Here is a 1,727-nt window from a genome sequence, read left to right on the forward strand (position 1 = left end):
CCACCGTGCAGAACCTCGCCGGCGGCTTCACCGTCAGCAACGAAGCCGGAACGAAGCAGGACATCACTTTGGGCGGCGCGTCCAAAAAGAACATCCAGTTCAAGGGCGAAGCCAACAAAATCCTCGTCGAAGTAGCCAACGCCTCCGACGGCGCCACCGTCACCGTGAAGACCGACCCCAACCTCGGAACCAACCTCAACATCGCCAACAATTCGGCCATCAACGCGTTGAAAGACGGCTTCGACCTGAAAGCCGGCAGCACCACGTCGAACGTCGCCCTCGGCGGCGCCAAACCGACGATCGAGTTCGCGACGACCGACGACACCATGACCGTCGGCCTGACCGGCACCAAAGTCACCTACGGCATCGACACGGCCAAACTCGCCCAGAACATCACCGGCAGCGTGATCACCAACATCAACAACGCGACCACGACCCCGATCACCAACATCAGCGCCAAATTCGGCGTGACTGCGGAAACGGGAACGAAGAAGACCGTAACGCTGGCCAAGGACACCGAACCGACCGTCAAATTCGAAGGCGACGGCACCTACATCAAGTCCGCCATGACCACCGACGGCGTGAAGTACAGCCTCGACACCGCGGCCCTGACCGGCGCCATCGGCGGAACGGCGAACTGGACGATCAAGGACGCGGAAGCCGTACCGGGCAGCAAGTTGATCAACAGCGCCACTCCGCTGGTGGTCACAGGCGCCGGCGGCGTCACCACGAAAGTCGACGCGGGCGGCCTCACCATCGGCCTGGACGGTTCGACACTGAGCAATACCATCAACAACAGCTCCACCGTGATTAATAACGTCGAAGCGAAATTCAAGATCGCCGACACCGGGACCGGAACGAAAACCATTACCGCCGACAAAACGGGAACGGAAATCATCACGTTCGCCGGCGACGGCAACATCATCGAATCCGAAGTTGGCACGGCTGGCGTGAAGTACAAAGTCAACACCGCCAACCTGAACACCGCCATCAACAACCAGATCGCCAGCAATACCACCGTGCAGAACCTCGCCGGCGGCTTCACCGTCAGCAACGAAGCCGGAACGAAACAGGACATTACCCTCGGTGGTGCGTCCAAAAAGAACATCAAGTTCGCAGGCGAAGCGAACAAGATCGACGTGACCGTGACAGCCGACGGGAGCGACGGCGCGAAAGTGACCGTGAAGGCCAACCCCAACCTCGGTCAAAACATCGACATCAGCAACAACAGCGCCATCACCACCATCACCGGCGCCCTGTCCGGCGGATTGAACTTCGCCGGCAACGACGGCGCCGTCAATCGCACCCTCGGCCAGACCCTGAACCTCAAAGGCGGCCTGGCAAGCGTGAGCGCCAGCGTATCCGGCAAGAACCTCGGCGTGAAAAAGAACGCCGCCGGCGACGGCTTCGACCTCGTCATGAGCGAAAAACCCGAATTCGCGGAAGTGACCGTCGGCTCGACCCATAAAGTCATCCTGAGCGACGGCAAAGTCAGCGTCGGAGGCAAAGACTACATCACCACCGCCGGCCTGAACGCCGGCGGACAGAAAATCACCAACGTCGCCAACGCCACAGCCAACGGCGACGCCGTCAACTACGGCCAGCTGAAAGCCGCCACCCTCGCCGCGGGACAGAACGCCACCTACACCATCGGCGCCGACCCCGCCGGGACCGCCCCCGGCATCCTCCTCGACAGCGCGCACAAACGCCTCGACATCATCCCCACA

Annotated in this window: 1 protein-coding gene; it reads left to right on the forward strand. The window is 61.4% G+C overall.

Going from position 1 to position 1,727, the window contains the following annotated elements; all coding sequences use genetic code 11:
• Positions 1 to 1,727, forward strand: a 1,727-nt coding sequence (locus B0D78_RS12055) for a hypothetical protein (RefSeq protein WP_205948326.1), incomplete at both ends; no start/stop codon positions are given.

Source organism: Pyramidobacter sp. C12-8 (genome assembly GCF_002007215.1).
Taxonomy (GTDB): Bacteria; Synergistota; Synergistia; order Synergistales; family Dethiosulfovibrionaceae; genus Pyramidobacter.